Here is a 15041-nt window from a genome sequence, read left to right on the forward strand (position 1 = left end):
TGCTGATAATCTTGTTGACTATCAGTCTGACTCCACAAGCACCCACACGAATTGCTTGATTCAGTTGTTAAAGAGCGGTTGGTTAAGATCTTTCGCCTCAACCGAGGAGCGCACTCTACAGCACACTCTTCGAAGTAGCAACCCTAAAAGTTTTTAATTTTATCAACAAAATCAATTACTTAAGCCAGACTAGCAGCGAACTGCTCGTTAGCGGGAGGCAAATAATACAGGATTAAATTACGTGGTCAACCCCCGCCTGAAAATTCTTTTCCCTACTCAGGCTCGGGAGTCTGAGTAGGGCAAGTAGCTGTCCAGCGGCGCGGCCCCAAGCCTAGCCTGGCTGATCGGCCGTCATGCGGCCCGCGCCCGACGCTGCTGCGCCGTAGAGTTCATGCGCCTTGTACCAGAGGTCATAAAGGTCGTCTGCCATGCGCTCTGCCGCTTGCGCTCGCGTCCCCGATGCAAGCAGTGTCATCAGGTGCTCGTCGCTGGGGTGTTTCATATTGAGTTCGGTGGTGAAGCGCCAGAGCAAGCCATTTTCGCTGACGCCATCGTTCTCCAACAACAGCGTCAACATTTCCAGTTGCCCGAAATCGCGAGGATGGGATTCGGCATCGCAGCAATAGCCACAATAGAAGCGATGATTGAGCTCGATGTAGACCGAGCCCGCCATAAAGCCCAGCTCGTAGTGAAGGCCGTAATAACGGTTATCCCTGGCCGCGCTGTAGTAACGGTCGATAACCGCCGCAGTGGGCGCTTCAGAGGGCTTGGGCAGCGTGGGGTATTTATCTTCGACGCACTTGGCAACGGCTTGCCAGAGTTCCAGTTGCAGGTCTTTGAGCGTCTCGGTGAAGGCTCTCTGCAGGTCCTTGACCACGAGCAGGTTGTTGTCCTGGCGTAACGTCTGCTTGAGCGCGTCCATGTAGGCGTGTCCTTGGTTCTGGAAAGTCAGTTTTGCGATGAGGTCGATGTACTGCAGCAGGCTTTCTCGCACGCCCGCTTCGCGGATCACCCAAGGTTGGCATTGCGCAAGCCAAGGCAGGATGTCGGCGGCGTAGCTGATGCGTTGGTAGTCGATGCCCAGGCAACTGCGCGTGTCGGCATCGCGCCCGTCCAGGGTGAGGTACAACGGCGGGAACGTCTGGTAGCCCTCGCCCTGGAGCGCTTCCAGGTAACGGTGCAACTGGGCGTCCTGGTCCTCGGCGTTGAGCTTGTTCTCAATGATGATCGCCTGGCGCTTGCCGTTGCGGATCAGGATGTCGACATTGCGGTACTCGACATCCACCGTGACAGCGCGACAATCGAAGCCTTCTATATTCAACGCCGCGAGCCACAGCTCCAGCAGTTTCCCGCCCGCGGCGTGGGCGCCCTTGGGGTTGAGCAAAAAAGCCAGGTAGCGAGAGTGCAGGCGGACCTCGTCCGAAGCACTGCGCAACAGCGTGAACAGGTTGAAGGGTTCAGGGCGATGAAGCGTGGCCCTGAGTGAGGCGGCGCGAGTGATCAATAGGTGCAAGGCTCATCTCCTTGTGCTTGCGATGCCTGAGAATGAGGCATTGTGCCACTATTTTATGACACCGCACCGTCAAAATCGGGCCCATTGTTTTTAGCTGATATCATTCGAGAATTGACCAGGTGGGTGAGACCAACATGAACCGTCGTAAAAAGATCAATCAGCTATTAAAGGCCAACGCGAAAAAGGCCAGTGCCAAATTGGCGCCGAAAACCAAGGACAAGTACATCAGCAAGGCTGACCGATTGAAACTCGAAGTAGAGTCCAGTCAGGACACAAACTAGACCGGCTTACACCCGGCGGCCTATTCAGCTCAGGCGGAAACGTGCGGTGTTGTCACTCAGCGCACGGCTGCCCTTGCTCAACGTATCCGCTGCCTGATTCACCGCCCGCGCGCCATCGAGCAAGCGCCCTGCCGCCTGATCCACTTGCTGGATATTGCCGCTCACCTCGTCCGCCGTCGTCGCTTGTTCTTCCACCGCCGCCGCGATATGCGCCAGGGTGTCGGTGACGTTCTGCACGGCTCCGGCGATCTCGCCCAGCCGCGCGCCCAGCCCGGTAACGGATTCGGCGTCGGTCAGCGCCTGGGCACAGGCGACGCTCATCAGTGTGACGGCCTGGCTGACCGTGGCGCGCAGGCTGTCGACGGTGCCGGCGATTTGCGCGGTGGAGGCCTGGGTGCGTTGCGACAGGCTGCGCACTTCATCGGCGACCACGGCAAACCCCCTGCCCTGTTCGCCGGCCCGCGCGGCTTCGATGGCGGCGTTGAGTGCCAACAGGTTGGTTTGCTCGGCAATGCCTCGAATGGTGTCGACCACCGACTGAATCTGCTGGCCCTGTTGACTCACTTGCTCCAGGGCGTTGGCGGTGTCGGTCAGGCGCTGGTTGAGTTGCTGGATGCTCGCCGTAGTGCGCTGGCTGTCGCGGCTGCTGTCTTCAGCGATGCGGCGGGTGTGTTGGGCACTGCCGGAGGCTTGCTCACAACTTTTGGCGACGCCCATGGAGGTGGCGGCCAATTGCGTCGCCGCCGCAGCGATCTGGCTGATCTGGTGTTGCTGGTCTTCGACGTCGCTGAGGGTACTGCCCGACTGCGAATTGAGCGTAAGCACCGCCGACCCGAGTTGCTGAGTCTCGTGATTGACCCCCAGCAGGCTGGTACGCAGTTGCACCACCGCCACGTTGAGCGCCGCGCTGATCGCCGCCAGCTCATCGCGACCGTCCACCGCCACTTCCACACACAGGTTGCCGTCGCGCAACGACTCAGCCAGCGTGGTGATACCGCTGGCACTGCGGCGGATCGAGGCTTGCAGGCACATGAACAGGTACAGCGCCGCCAGGGCCAGCAGGCTGAAAATGGCCGCTACGGGGATGAATTGCTGCAAGGAGCGGTCGTGGTAATGGGTCAGGCGCGCATCCAGCGAGCCGAGCGATTGCTTGCGCAACGCGCCCAGGCTGCCGAGCATGGTGTCGACACTGCGCTCGAAACTGGCAGGGTCAAGCTTGATGGTGCCGCCAAACACGCCGTCGTCGAGCACTTTGAGCTCGCTGTCCAGTTGTTGCAGGCTGTTGTCGTACTGCGCGGTCCAGGGTTCCAGGCCGGCATATGGCTTGGCCTTGAGCGATGCCGCAGCCTTGATCAACTGGTCCCGCGCATCGCCGATACGGCCGCGCAGGTCGCGCATCTGCAAGCGGCTTTGCAAGGTGAACTGGCCCGAGGCGATGGACGACTGACCAATACTGGCCATGCGCCCGATACGCTCGATCAGGTCCGGCGTGTGCTGGCTGGAAATCTGCATCAGCAGGTAAGTCTCCAGCCAGGGGTCGAGGATCAGGCCGGCGTCGAGGGTGATCTGTTCACGCAGGGTTTGCATGGCGCTCAGCGCCGAGGTGAAGCGGTCGTAGCCGTCTGGCCACCAGCCGACGGTGCGCAGGGATTGCACATCCATCCCCTTGACCGCTGCCTGCAACGCATCGAAGCGGGCCAGGGTATCGGCGCTCGCGCCCTGTTTCTTGAGCGCGTCGCCCAGGGCTTGCAGGCTTTGCAGGATGAGCGGGTTGTTCGCATCCACCTGGTCCATCGCCGCCTTGGCTGCAGGAGTCGGTTCACGCAGCAGGTCCAGCGCTTTCCAGCGCGACGCCAGGTTGCGTTGGGCCGTTAATTGGCCATCTAGCGCGTCCAGGGTCAGCAGTTGAGAAACGCCGGACTTTTCGCTGGAAATCACCGCGAGTTTGTCGCGATAGTCCAGCCCGATCATCCAGAGGCTCCCGGCCAAGGGCAGAATGAACAGAATGAACAGAATCTGGAATTTGCGTGCGAAGCCGAAACGTCCGAGCAGGCGGATACCGGGTGACAAAAGACTGTGCATGGCCGACTACTCCCTAAAACCACCCACACGCGGCAACGATGGGTGACGCCTTGAAATGACTAACGGCAAAGTGCCATGTCATTGATTGGGAAGGCTCAAGCAAGATACGGGCCGCAGAGAGCGGCCCCCTGAACAGGCGGTGCGACACCCGAAAAATCGTGTGCCGTGCGCGAAGATGGGGCGAAAGCACTCAGCGTCGGGAACGACCGCGTAGCGAGTGGGTTCGATCAACCCGCTGCGGTCACGCCAGCAACGCGGTGATCCACTGCACTTGCTGGGCGACCTCTTGCACCTTGGCCGGCGGTAACGCCTGGCGGGCCTGTTCGAAACCGGCCAGGGTTTTCTGCTTTTGCCGCAGCAGGCGTTGCCACTTGGCCAGGAAGTCCGGGCTGCGGGCCTGCAGGTGCAGCGGGCCGAAGTACAACTCCTCGGCACTGTACACCCGCGGTTCGGCGCGCTCGGCGACGATGATCTCGTAGTAGAAGCGGTTTTCCCGCAACAACTCTTCGACCAGGATGCGGTAACCGTTGTCCATCAGCCATTGGCGCAACGGTTGTTCACCGCCGTTGGGTTGCAGGATCAGGCGCTCCTGGCCGGTGAGATAGGCCTTGCCGCTGTCGAGGATGTCGCGGATGGTCTCGCCGCCCATGCCGCAGACGCTGATCGCACTGATCGCGTCGCCGGGTTCGATGGCTGCCAGGCCATCGGCCAGGCGCACGCTGACATGTCGCTCCAGGCCATTTTCACGCACGGTGCGTTCGGCGGCCTGGAATGGCGTCGCGGCCACCTCCCCCGCCACCGCCGCCGCGATCAGGCCGCGGCGCAACAACGCCACCGGCAGGTAGCCATGGTCGGAGCCGATATCCGCCAACCGCGCGCCGGCCGGCACATGCGCCGCCACGCGTTCCAGGCGCATGGACAATGTGTGTTCGTTCAACTGGGGCCCCTTCTTCACCACGAGTGTCAGTGCGAGGGCTATTGACGCACAAACTCCACCACCCGCTCCAGCATTCGATCACAGGCATCCAGTTGTTGCAGGCTGATGAATTCATCCGCCTTGTGCCCCTGCTCCATGCTGCCCGGCCCGCACACCACGGTGGGAATCCCCGCCTGATCGAACAACCCGCCTTCGCTGCCGAAGGCGACGGTACCGAAGTCCCGCGAACCGCAAAACTGCGCGACCCACTCAGCGGCCTGGCTTTGCGACGAAGTCGCCAACCCCGGATAGCTGGACAACTCACTGAAACCGATCGCGCACTGCGCACTCACCGCCTGCATCGCCGGTAGCAGGGTGTGCTCGGCATACAACCGTAACTGGTGCGCCACCTGCCACGGGTCCTGGGCCGGCAGCGAGCGTACTTCGAAATCGAAGCTGCACTGCTGCGGCACGATATTCAGCGCCTTGCCGCCGCTCATCACCCCGGTTTGCACCGTGGAAAACGGCGGATCGAACGCCGCGTTCAGGTGTTGCGGCGCCTTGAGTTCTTCACCGAGCCGCACCAGTTCCCGGATCAAGCAGGCCGCGTATTCGATGGCGTTGACGCCCGACGGCGCATAGGCCGAATGACACGCCGCGCCATGCACATCGCAACGCATGGCCAATTTGCCTTTGTGCCCCAGCACCGGCTTGAGCTCGGTGGGCTCGCCGATCACGCACAACAGCGGCTTGACCGGCTGCGCGCGAAACCGTTCGATCAATGAACGCACGCCCAGGCACCCCACCTCCTCGTCATAGGACAGCGCGATGTGCACCGGCATGCGCAACGACGCCCGCACCAGCGCCGGCACACAGGCCAACACACAGGCGATATAGCCCTTCATGTCGGCGGTGCCACGCCCGTACAACTTGCCGTCTTGTTCGGTGAGGTCGAACGGCGCCACGCTCCAGCGCTGGCCGTCCACCGGCACCCCATCGGTATGCCCGGACAACACGATGCCGGGCACATCCGCCGGGCCGATGGTCGCCAGCAGGTTGGCCTTGTTCTTGTGTTCGTTGAACACCAGTTCACAGGCGACGCCGTGGCCCTGCAAATAAGTACGCACGAAGTCGATCAACGCGAGGTTGGATTCGCGGCTGGTGGTGTCAAAGCGCACCAGTTGCGCCAGCAGGTCACGGCTGTGGCTCATCGGTCATCTCCCGGCACCGCATAGCCCGGCGCGATGTGCGGGTGGAGGGCGCGGTCGAGGTAGTCTTGCAGTTGCCCGCGATAGGCCTGCCACAACTGATCGAGGGCGCCGATCGGCTCGGCATCGACCCAGTCCACGCGCAGATTGACGATGGGCCAGAGCAGATCGTCGACCACCATCAGGGCCGCCGAATGCACCGGCCCCGCTTCGCCGCCGAGGGCCTGGCCTGCGTGCATCGCGGCGAGCAGCCGGTCAGCCAGATGCCCCGAGGCGTTTTCGAACGCGCCGACCATCGCGGCGATCACACCGGGATTGGCCAGCATGTTCCCGGCCGCGACGCATTGCTCGCCGCTCTGCGCGGCATGCAGGCCGAGAGTCTGCGCGCCGCTGAAGTGCGCTGTGCGGCCCAGCCGATCGATCACCGTCACCTGCCGATAGTCGCGGTGGTCCTGCCCGGCGAACACTGCCGCCACGGCCTCACTCGGCGTCATGCCCTGCTCCAGCAGGTCGAGAATCTGCGGGCCCAGGCTCGGCAAAGTGATGTTCTGCGATGCCACCGCGCCCACACCGGGGCGCAGCCACGGGCAACGCGCGCCCACGGCGATGCTCGACGAACTGATGGCGATCCCCAACTGGCCCGTCTCGGCACAGCGGGCAACAACGGAAAAGGTCATAGCGCTTCCTCAGTCGAGCACCGACGCATCGGCATCGATCATCATTTGCTTCATTTCTTCAAAATGCTGGCGCGAGAAATCGGTAATGCCTTCCCAGCCCCGCGCGGTTTTTTCCGCCACTTCATCGGACAACACCCGCAGCGGCTGCCCGGTGGACCACGCCGTGACGAGGATCTGGCAGGCGCGCTCCAGGGTCCAGATATCGTCGAACGCTTCACCGATGGACGAAGCGGTCACCATCACGCCGTGGTTGCCCATCAATAGGCGGCTCTTGCCGTCGAGCAGGCCGACCAGGCGCGCGCCTTCGGCTTCGGTATCGGCCATGCCGCCGTAGAGCTCGTCCACCGCCACGCGGTTGAAATAGCGCGCGGTGTTCTGGTCGATCGCCGGGATGTGCGGCTTGGCCAGGCACGCCACCGCCGTGGTGTAGACCGGGTGCAGGTGCAGCACGGCGCGGGTGTGCGGCAGCAGTCGGTGGATCTGCCCGTGGATCGACCAGGCGGTGGCGTCCACGTTCGGGTGGTCGGCACAGCTGGGGTCATCGGCGTTCAATAGCAGCAGGTCGCTGGCGCGAATGCGCGAGAAGTGCTTCCACCTCGGGTTGAGCAAAAACTGTTTGCCATCGGCCGACACGGCAGCGCTGAAGTGGTTGGCCACCGCTTCGTGCATACCCAGGTGGGCGACGATGCGAAAGGTCGCTGCCAGGTCAATGCGCGTCTGTTCTTCGAGGGATAACGCCATGGATCGGTCTCCGCAGGGCGCGACCGCAAGACGGCGGCCGCGCAATAGGCTTACTTGGGCATCAGCGCCGCAAGGTCGGCATCGGTGGGGGCCTCGAAGTTGTACTTCTTGAGCAAGGCCGCGTATTCCGGCGTGGCGCGGTACTTCTCCAGGCCGTCGAGCAAGGCTTTTTTCACCGTGTCATTGCCCTTCTTCACGCCGAAGCCGTTCAGCACCGGGTAGATCAAGGCGTCGGAGGAAATCACCACGCGGCTGCCCAGCTTGTCGATCACGCCACGGGCCACGGCCGCGTCGGTGATCTGCGCTTCGACCGCATGGGCCAGCAACGCCTGGGTGGTTTGCGGGTCGGTGCTGTACTCGCTGATCTGGATCGGCTTCAAGCCCTTGGCCACGCAGTACTCGGCCGACAGTTTGTTCATCTGCGCGAGCCAGGACGTAGCGCCCATGGAACCGATCTTGTGGCCGCAGAATTCTTCCGGGGTCTTGGGTTGGAAAGCACTATCCTTGAGGGTCAGGATCGACTCACCGCTTTTCAGGTAGGGGATCATGTCGATGACCTTGACCCGCTCGGCGGTGATGTACATCGACGAGTTGGTCACATCGAAACGCCCGGCCTGCAGGCCGGTGATCAGGTTGGGGAAACGCGTGTCGAGGGTCTCGACCTTGCGCCCCATGACCTTGCCCAGGCCGTCCATGAACTCGATATCGAAGCCCGCTGGCTTGTTGTTATCCATGTACTCATAGGGGAAGAACGTCACATCGGAACCGGCGATGATCTTGCCGTCCTGCTGGAACGCCGAAGCCGCCAACGAGGTCATCGCAACCGCTGCGCCCAGCAGGCACACGGCAAGGGGACGAACACTTTTACGAAACGCTGTCATGGTCAATACCTGCAAGGGGGTTGGGAGGTTAGGCAGTGGCAGAATCTTGTCCGGCCTGTTGCACGAAGAAAGACGCGCCACGGGGTTTCTGCGGCAAGCGCAGTTGGTTGTCCGTGGAACGTATCAAGCCACTTTCTTCACCGGCCACCAGCAGGCCGGCATGTGCGCTGGGCAGAGGGTTTTCGCCGAATGGCAGCGCGTCTTCAGCGGCGTAGACGCTGATAAACAGGGTGCGCGGCAGTTCGGTCTCGTTAGGGCTGGAGGCATGCAAAAGCCGGGTGTGCATGAAGCACACGGAGCCGGCCGGGCCGTAGCAGGCGACCGGTTGCCGACAGTGTTGCGCGACCACGGCATCGTCCACCGCGCCGGTGAAACGCTGGTTCTGCCAGTGCGACCACAACGGGCCTTTATGGCTGCCGGGGATCACATTCAGCGGGCCGTTTTGCGGGGTCACTTCGCTGACCATCAGCAAGGCGGTGATGATGTCGTCGTTGCTGTGGGGCGTGAATAAAAAGTCCTGGTGCCACTTCACCTGGGTCGCGGTGCGGGGCAGCTTCGAGTTGATCTTGCTGTGGTGAAAGCGCGTGCCACTGGCGCCGATCAACTGCGCGGAAATCGCCGCCATGCGTGAATGCAACGCCACGCGCTCATACACCGGGGAAATCTCGGTGGGCGAACTGACCCGCCGCAGCGACGGGTGATCGGCGCGATGGTCGCCCTCCAGATCGAAGCGTGCGCGGCCATCCACGGTGGTGCCCCAGCCCTGGTCATGGCGGCGACTTTCTTCTACCCATTGGTCGAAGTCGTGCTGCAACGCGGCCACTTCGTCCATCGACAACACGCCTTCCACCACCAGGTAGCCGTCGCGCTGGAACTGCTCGATTTGATGTTGCTCGATCATTTTGTTTTTCCTGAACGTTAGAGGGTCACGCCAGCGAGACGTCCTTGAGGAACGCCTCCACGCGTGGGTTCTGGCCGCTGCGCAATACCGCAGGCGTGTCGTCGCAGACCACACGCCCCTTCTCCATGAACACGATCCGATCGGAGACCTTGAACGCGAAATTCATCTCGTGGGTGACGATCACCATGGTGATGCCCTCCTCGGCCAAGGCTTCGATGACTTGCAGCACTTCGTTGACTTTCTCCGGGTCGAGCGCCGAGGTGGGCTCGTCGAACAGCATGATTTGCGGGCGCATCATCAACGCGCGGGCGATCGCCACGCGTTGTTGCTGGCCGCCGGAGAGTTGGTGCGGGTACTTCCAGGCGTGGTCGAGCATGCCAACCTTGTGCAGCAGCGCGTAGGCCTGTTGCTTGAGCGCGTCGGTACGCCCCAGGCCGTGGTATTTCGGCGCCATCAGCAGGTTGTCGAGCACGCTCAAATGCGGGAACAGGTTGAAGCTCTGGAACACCATGCCGATGTTCAGGCGATGCTCGGCGTGTTCGACGTACTGCGGTTTCTGCGCGCCGGTTTTGTTCAGGTGGATGAACGGCTGACCATTGATCTTGATCTCGCCGTTGTCCAGTTGCTCCAGGCCGTTGAGCAGGCGAATCAAGGTGGTTTTGCCCGACCCCGACGGCCCGATCACCGACACCACTTCACCGGACTGGACCTGCAGGTTGACCGAGCCCAGCACCTCGATGTCGTTGTAGGCCTTGTGCAGCCGCGTGGCTTGCAGCGCCGGGGCCCCGGTGGTTGCCGGGCGTTGCAGCGCAACCCGTTGTTGCGTGGCCAGCGCCAGCACCGCCGCATCGGGAACCCGCGACACATTGCGTTGGTTGACGTCGAGAAAGCGCTCCAGGCGTTTGAGCAGGAAGTCGAACACGGTGACGATAAACACGTAGAAAAACGCCACCGCCGCCATGGTTTCGATCACCAGGAAGTTCTGCGAATACAGGCGCTGGCCGACCATCAGGATTTCCGTCAGCGAGATCACCGACACCAGCGAGGTGAGCTTGACGATGGAGATGTATTCGTTGGCCAGGGACGGCAGCGCCACCCGCACAGCCTGGGGGATCACCACGCGCCATTGGGTGCCGAAAAACTTCAAGCCCAACGCCCGCGCTGCCTCGCCCTGGCCTTTGGGGATCGAGAGCAGACCGCCGCGATGGATCTCGGCCACATACGCCGTTTCGCAGATCACCAGGGCCAACAGGCCGGACCAGAACGGGTCGGCCAGAATCGCCGACGTGCCGGGCAGCGCTTGCGGCAGGTTGTAGATAAAGATCAACAGCACCAACAACGGCAGGCTGCGGAACAGCCAGATATAGCCACGCGCAGGAACGCTGAGCAGCCCATGTCTGGATTGCTTGGCCAGCGCCAGCAGAAAGCCCAGACCGATACTCAAGACCCAGGTCAGGGTGCTGAGCTTGATCACCGTCCACGTTGCGCGCCAGAACTCGGCGTCACCCAGCAGACCCAACATATAATTCCAGTCGAATGTCATCGTCGCGCTGCCCTGCCCCAAAAAAGAAGTTGATCTGCGTCAATGAATTCAGAGTCGTGGCGGGAGGCACTTGGGGTCAATTCGTAAAACCCGGTCCACTAGGTAGGCAGAACCTACGCAGCCCCCCGCCACCCTCGAAACCACCAAAAATCAATGTGGGAGGGGGCTTGCCCCCGATAGCGGCGCATCAGCAACACATCAGCAAGCTGACCCACTGCAATCGGGGGCAAGCCCCCTCCCACATTGGATAGGCTGTAGGCCCTGACCGAAAGGGTGCGCGCCTGAACTCACCGCGCCGAACACGCCACCTTTTGGTGCAAATTCAGCTCACACTGCTGAGCGAGCGCACCGCATGCGGGTCAAAAAAGCTCGGCGGGGCCATGCCGGGGATGTACTGGTCGGACACAAACATGCGGCAGCGCTCGGCAAACGCCGACACCACACGCGACAGCTGGGTGTTGCTCGCCGTGGCGTAGCCCAGCTTCATCGGCCGGTGCGCGCCCGCCAGGCGCAGGCGGATCACGCGTTTGCCGTCCTGGGACAGGTTCGATTTGGGCCGCGCATTCGCGAAGGAATAACCGATCCCGTTGCCGACCATGGCGCGCACCGTTTCGAGGTTGGTGGAGCGCATGATGATGTTCGGCGTGGTGCCTGCCTGCATAAACAGGCTGAGAAAATAGTCGCGGCTCCAGGGCGTGTCGAGCAGCACCACCGGGTACGCCTCCAGGTCCTGCATGCTGACTGCCGACAGACTCGCCAGCGGGTGGTACTCGCCGACCATCACATACGGCGGCAGGTGCGCCAGGGGTTGGAAATCGATGTCGGGGCTGGTCACCAGGTCGTAGGTCAGGGCGATGTCCAGCTCGCCACTGCGCAGTTTTTCCAGCAGTTCCTCGTGGTTGCCTTCGGCCTGGGTCAGGCGCACGCCGGGAAACGCACGACCGAAACCAAACACCAGCTCGGGGGTGATCATCGGCGCCAGCGACTCCAGGCAACCCACGCGCAGCGGCCCGCGCACGGTGTTCAACGACTCCGAGGCGATGGTGTAGAGGTTGCTCACCTGCTCCAGGATCTGTTTGGCTTCTTGCATCACCAGGCGCCCCACGGCCGTCAGCGAAATGCCCTGGGCGTGATGCCGGATAAACAGCTGGATGCCCAGCTCGGCCTCCATGTGAGTGATCGCCGCCGAGATCGACGGCGACGAGACATGGATGCGTTCAGCCGCGGCACTGATGCTGCCGGCCTCGCCCGACGCGACGAAATATTCCAGTTGGCGCTGAGTGATACGACTGAGCATCAGGCCTGTACCTCGGTAATGACTGTATGCCCAGCGCGTTGCAGGGTTCATGCCGGGATAGGCGCGGGCCCTGCGCAGGGCGATGACCTGCACGGGCTTCGGTTTTTCCTAAGCACTACCCCGCACAAATGCTGGTTTCGTCCGGCGACCGGCGATGTGAAGCTGATTGCATCCCGCTGCCGACGAGTCGCTCGCCATGCCCACCCATACCCGTATCCGCATGTTCAATACCAAACAGACCTATCCCAACCAGGCGCTGGACAACGACCTGTGCCAGGCCGTGCGCGCCGGCAACACCATCTATGTGCGCGGCCAGATCGGCACCGATTTCGACGGCAACCTGGTCGGCCTCGGCGACCCGCGTGCCCAGGCCGAACAGGCCATGAAAAACGTCAAGCAACTGCTTGAGGAGGCGGGTTCCGACCTGTCCCATATCGTCAAGACCACCACCTATCTGATCGACCCGCGCTACCGCGAGCCGGTGTACCAGGAGGTCGGCAAATGGCTCAAGGGCGTGTTCCCGATTTCCACCGGGCTGGTGATTTCCGGCCTCGGTCAACCGGAGTGGTTGATGGAGATCGATGTGATCGCCGTGGTGCCGGACGACTGGAGCGTATGAAGGCGGCCGACGCCCACCTCGTGCTGCACCTCGCCGAATAAGCCGGAGAACCTCATGCCCCACACCGTGTACTTCCTCAATGGCCCCAACGCTAACCTCTATGGGCTGGGCAAGGACGGCACCTACGGCAGTGCCAGCTTCGCCAGCATCGAAGCGCGTTGCCAGGGCCACGCCGCGGAGTTGGGCCTGACCCTGGACTTTCGCCAGAGCAACCATGAAGGCGTGCTGGTGGACTGGATTCAAGAGGCCCGCCTGAACGCCGACGCCATCGTGATCAACGCCGCCGGGCTGAGCTACAGCTCGGTGCCGATCCTCGATGCGCTGCTGGCGTTCGACGGCCCGATCATCGAAGCGCACATGAGCAATATCTGGAAGCGCGAAAGCTTCCGGCATCACTCCTACGTGTCCAAAGCCGCCACCGGCGTGGTCGCCGGGTTGGGCGCGCTGGGTTACCAACTGGCACTCACGGCGGTGGCCGAACTGCTCGCAGAGCCGCCGCAGTGAACGGTATCACCCACGCGTCCACATTGGCGGTCCACCGCGACCGCGCCCGTTCTTTTCAGACAGACTTCTTACTATTCAGGCCCTTCCTATGTCAGTAGAAACCATCAACACCCTGGTAGTCGGCGCTGGCCAGGCCGGCGTCGCCATGAGCGAACACCTGTCCCTGATGGGCGTGCCGCATATCGTGCTGGAGCGCAGCCGCATCGCCGAGCGCTGGCGTTCGGAGCGCTGGGACTCGCTGGTCGCCAACGGCCCGGCCTGGCACGACCGCTTCCCCGGCCTGAAATTCGACGGCATCTCCCCCGAAGCCTTCCCGCCCAAGGAGCGCATGGCCGACTACTTCCAAGCCTATGTCGAAATGCTCAACGCCCCGGTGCGTACCGGCGTCGAAGTGCAGCAAGTGGAGCGCCATGTCGGGCGCCCCGGCTTCAAGGTGACCACCTCGGCGGGCGTGATCGAGGCCGCTAACGTGGTGGCCGCCACCGGCCCGTTCCAACGCCCCTCGATCCCGGACATCGTCCCCGCCACCGCGCCGCTGCATCAGTTGCATTCCTGCGCCTACAAGAACCCCGGCCAACTGCCCGAAGGCGCCGTGCTGGTGGTCGGCGCCGGGGCCTCCGGCGCGCAAATCGCCGAAGAACTGCAAAAGGCCGGCAAAACCGTGTACCTCTCGGTCGGCGAACACTACCGCCCTCCCCGCGCCTACCGCGGCCGCGACTACTGCTGGTGGCTCGGCGCCCTGGGCCTGTGGGACGAAGTCAAAATCCAGCCGAAGAAAAAACACGTGGCCTTTGCCGTCAGCGGCTACGAAGGCGGCAAGACCGTCGACTTCCGCCGCCTCGCGCATCAAGGGATCAACCTGGTGGGCGTCACCGAACAGTGGAACGCTGGCGTCATGACCTTCGCCCCCGGCCTGGCCGCCAACGTGGCGCAGGGCGATCGGGCGTACTTCGACGTACTGCGCGACGCCGATGCGTACATCGAGGCAAACGGCTTGCCGTTCCCCGAAGAACCGCAAGCCTGGGAACTGCTGCCCGACCCGCAATGCCTGCTGAACCCGACCCTCAGCCTGGACCTGGCCGAAGCCGGCGTGACCACGATCCTATGGGCCACCGGCTTCAAGTTCGACTTCAGTTGGTTGAAGGTGGATGCGTTCGACGAGAACGGCGAACCGTTCCACAAACGCGGGATTTCGGCGCAGAGCGGGATCTATTTCCTGGGCCTGCCAAACCTGGTGAACCGGGCGTCGTCGTTTATCTATGGGGTTTGGCATGATGCGAAGTACGTGGCGGATCACATCGTGTTGCAGAACGAGTACATGGCGTATGGCAAGGCTTAGCGCCTTGTTCCCAGCGACATTTCAACGCTCGAACCGTTACAATCGCCGCTTTGGACATTCGCCAAGGAGGCAACCATGAGCGTTCGTGGTCAAGATCGACAGATCGACAATATCGAGTTCAATGTCAGCGACATTGCCCGCAGCAAAGCCTTCTACGGCAACGCCTTCGGCTGGACGTTCGTCGACTACGGCCCGACCTATACCGAGTTCAGCGATGGCCGGCTGACCGGTGGTTTCACCACCGGGGAGCCGGTTCGACCGGGCGGCCCTTTAATCATCTTGTATTCGGACAATCTGGCAGACGCGCAACAGCGGCTCAAGGCTCTGGGCGCGGTGATCTCCCGCGAAACCTTTGCGTTCCCCGGTGGAAGCAGGTTCCACTTCATTGATCCCGACGGCTATGAACTGGCCGTGTGGACCGCGCAACCGTAGATCCAGTTGGAATACCAGCGGCTTCGACACTTTATGTTTGCCGACCTTGAGTTCAATGGCGCCCGCGACCAAAAGACAATTGCGCGCGCAAAGTATATTGGCCTCAA

The 15041-nt window shown here is 62.3% G+C and carries 15 protein-coding genes; 5 read left to right on the forward strand and 10 right to left on the reverse strand.

The annotated features are described in order from the left end of the window. Positions 1-331 precede the first annotated feature (331 nt). Positions 332-1513: a PD-(D/E)XK nuclease family protein gene (locus C8K66_RS08490; protein ID WP_046382618.1), complete on the reverse strand. Its 1182-nt coding sequence runs from the start codon at positions 1511-1513 to the stop codon at positions 332-334. A 134-nt stretch (positions 1514-1647) separates the two neighbouring features. Between C8K66_RS08490 and C8K66_RS08495 the strand changes: the two genes are divergently transcribed. Beyond that, complete coding sequence (locus C8K66_RS08495) at positions 1648-1794, forward strand: DUF2986 domain-containing protein (protein ID WP_017849362.1); 147 nt, start codon at positions 1648-1650, stop codon at positions 1792-1794. Positions 1795-1818: 24 nt separating this feature from the next. Here the strand turns inward: C8K66_RS08495 and C8K66_RS08500 are convergent, their stop codons facing one another. The 9 genes from C8K66_RS08500 to C8K66_RS08540 form a co-directional block, all read right to left on the reverse strand. Beyond that, positions 1819-3876 (reverse strand): methyl-accepting chemotaxis protein, encoded by a 2058-nt coding sequence (locus C8K66_RS08500; RefSeq protein WP_108524621.1) that lies wholly within the window; start codon positions 3874-3876, stop codon positions 1819-1821. Between the two features lie 241 nt (positions 3877-4117). Then, positions 4118-4813, reverse strand: a complete 696-nt coding sequence (locus C8K66_RS08505) for a tRNA (adenine(22)-N(1))-methyltransferase TrmK (RefSeq protein WP_108524623.1) — start codon at positions 4811-4813, stop codon at positions 4118-4120. Positions 4814-4851: 38 nt separating this feature from the next. After that, a complete protein-coding gene (argE, locus tag C8K66_RS08510) occupies positions 4852-6003 on the reverse strand; it encodes an acetylornithine deacetylase (RefSeq protein WP_108524625.1) in 1152 nt (383 codons plus the stop codon). After that, a complete protein-coding gene (locus C8K66_RS08515; RefSeq protein ID WP_108524627.1) occupies positions 6000-6677 on the reverse strand; it encodes a DUF1028 domain-containing protein in 678 nt (225 codons plus the stop codon). Before C8K66_RS08515 ends, argE begins: the two co-directional genes overlap by 4 nt. 9 nt (positions 6678-6686) lie before the next feature. Then, a complete protein-coding gene (locus C8K66_RS08520) occupies positions 6687-7418 on the reverse strand; it encodes a class II aldolase and adducin N-terminal domain-containing protein (RefSeq protein ID WP_046382614.1) in 732 nt (243 codons plus the stop codon). 50 nt (positions 7419-7468) lie between these two features. Next, a complete protein-coding gene (locus C8K66_RS08525) occupies positions 7469-8299 on the reverse strand; it encodes an ABC transporter substrate-binding protein (protein WP_057005960.1) in 831 nt (276 codons plus the stop codon). A 28-nt stretch (positions 8300-8327) separates the two neighbouring features. Beyond that, the gene (locus tag C8K66_RS08530; protein WP_017849369.1) at positions 8328-9200 is read right to left on the reverse strand and encodes a phytanoyl-CoA dioxygenase family protein; all 873 of its coding nucleotides are present in this window, start codon (positions 9198-9200) and stop codon (positions 8328-8330) included. 25 nt (positions 9201-9225) lie between these two features. Further along, positions 9226-10743: an amino acid ABC transporter permease/ATP-binding protein gene (locus tag C8K66_RS08535; RefSeq protein WP_108524629.1), complete on the reverse strand. Its 1518-nt coding sequence runs from the start codon at positions 10741-10743 to the stop codon at positions 9226-9228. A 322-nt stretch (positions 10744-11065) separates the two neighbouring features. Next, positions 11066-12040 (reverse strand): LysR family transcriptional regulator, encoded by a 975-nt coding sequence (locus C8K66_RS08540; RefSeq protein ID WP_017849371.1) that lies wholly within the window; start codon positions 12038-12040, stop codon positions 11066-11068. A gap of 196 nt (positions 12041-12236) precedes the next feature. Between C8K66_RS08540 and C8K66_RS08545 the strand changes: the two genes are divergently transcribed. The 4 genes from C8K66_RS08545 (at position 12237) to C8K66_RS08560 (ending at position 14934) form a co-directional block, all read left to right on the forward strand. Beyond that, the gene (locus C8K66_RS08545; RefSeq protein ID WP_017849372.1) at positions 12237-12659 is read left to right on the forward strand and encodes a RidA family protein; all 423 of its coding nucleotides are present in this window, start codon (positions 12237-12239) and stop codon (positions 12657-12659) included. Positions 12660-12713: 54 nt separating this feature from the next. Continuing rightward, positions 12714-13163: a type II 3-dehydroquinate dehydratase gene (locus C8K66_RS08550; RefSeq protein ID WP_046382611.1), complete on the forward strand. Its 450-nt coding sequence runs from the start codon at positions 12714-12716 to the stop codon at positions 13161-13163. Positions 13164-13251: 88 nt separating this feature from the next. Further along, positions 13252-14502, forward strand: coding sequence for an NAD(P)/FAD-dependent oxidoreductase (locus C8K66_RS08555; RefSeq protein WP_046382610.1), 1251 nt, complete (start codon positions 13252-13254; stop codon positions 14500-14502). A gap of 75 nt (positions 14503-14577) precedes the next feature. Further along, on the forward strand, positions 14578-14934 hold the full coding sequence (locus C8K66_RS08560) for a VOC family protein (protein ID WP_017849375.1): 357 nt from the start codon (positions 14578-14580) through the stop codon (positions 14932-14934). Positions 14935-15041: the final 107 nt, after the last annotated feature.

It is taken from the genome of Pseudomonas sp. GV105, assembly GCF_003058185.1.
GTDB lineage: Bacteria > Pseudomonadota > Gammaproteobacteria > Pseudomonadales > Pseudomonadaceae > Aquipseudomonas > Aquipseudomonas veronii.